Here is a 1,254-nt window from a genome sequence, read left to right as displayed (position 1 = left end):
CCGGTGCCCCGCTCAACAACGTGCACACCCGCGGACTCGCGGTCTGGCAGCTGGTCACCCCCTACGAGCGCGCGAAGCGTTCGGGCCCGGCGGCCGCCACCGGGGATGCCACGCTGCGCGTCCCCGAGCGCGGCAACGGGATCCCCGATGTGCTCGACGAGGCGCGCTGGGAGCTGGAGTTCCTGATGCGCATGCAGATCCCGGAGGGCAAGCCGCGGGCGGGCATGGCCTTCCACAAGGTCCATGACGCCGCCTGGACCGGGCTGCCCACCCGGCCGGAGCAGGACGCCGAGCCGCGTGAGCTGCACGCGCCGTCCACCGCCGCCACCCTCAACCTGGCCGCCGCGGCGGCGCAGTGCGCCCGGGTCTACGCCCCGTACGACGCCGCCTTCGCCGCCCGCTGCCTGGACTCCGCGCGCCGCGCCTGGGCCGCCGCGCGGGCGAACCCCGGTGTGCTCGCACCGGCATCCGACTCCACCGGCGGCGGGGCGTACGACGACAGCGAGGTGGGCGACGAGTTCTACTGGGCGGCGGCGGAGCTGTACGCGACCACCGGGGAGGCGCGGTACCGGGACGCGGTCACCTCCTCGCCGTACCACACCGCGAGCGATGTGTTCGCCCCGGCCGGCTTCAGCTGGCAGGACACCGGGCCCCTCGGCCGGATCGTCCTGGCCACCGTCCCCAACGGCCTGCCCGCCACCGACCTCGCCCGCGTCCGCGCCTCCGTGGTGTCCGCGGCCGACGCCCGCTTGAGCACGATGGCCGGTCAGGGCTACGCGGTGCCGCTTCCGGCGGACGGCTACGTATGGGGCTCCAACGGCCAGGTGGCCAACAACGGGACCGTCCTGGCCGTCGCCTACGAACTCACCAAACAACGGCGGTACCGCACCGGGGCGCTGGAGACACTGGACTATCTGCTCGGCCGGAACGCGCTCGGCCAGTCGTACGTCACCGGTTACGGCGAGCGCGCCTCGCAGAACCAGCACCACCGCTTCTGGGCGCACCAGTACGACGCCTCGCTGCCGAACCCGCCCGCCGGATCGATCGCGGGCGGCGCGAACTCGGGGCTGCAGGATCCGGTGGCGCAGGAGAAGCTCCCCGGGTGCGCGCCCGCGGCGTGCTACATCGACGACATCGGCTCGTACTCCACGAATGAGGTGGCGATCAACTGGAACGCGCCGCTGGCGTGGCTGGCCGCGTTCGCCGCGGAACGCGGCTGACCGGGCGGGCGAGGGGCCTCCCGGCCCCTCGCAC

The 1,254-nt window shown here is 74.2% G+C and carries 1 protein-coding gene; it reads left to right on the top strand.

Translation table 11 applies throughout. The annotated features are described in order from the left end of the window. Positions 1–1,220: glycoside hydrolase family 9 protein (locus tag ACFXB5_RS12085; protein WP_385205803.1), on the top strand; the 1,220-nt coding region annotated here is incomplete at its 5' end. Positions 1,221–1,254 lie beyond the last annotated feature (34 nt).

Source organism: Streptomyces sp. NPDC059455 (genome assembly GCF_042750115.1).
Classification (GTDB): Bacteria; Actinomycetota; Actinomycetes; order Streptomycetales; family Streptomycetaceae; genus Streptomyces; species Streptomyces endocoffeicus.
This window is presented reverse-complemented; position numbering and strand designations above follow the sequence as displayed.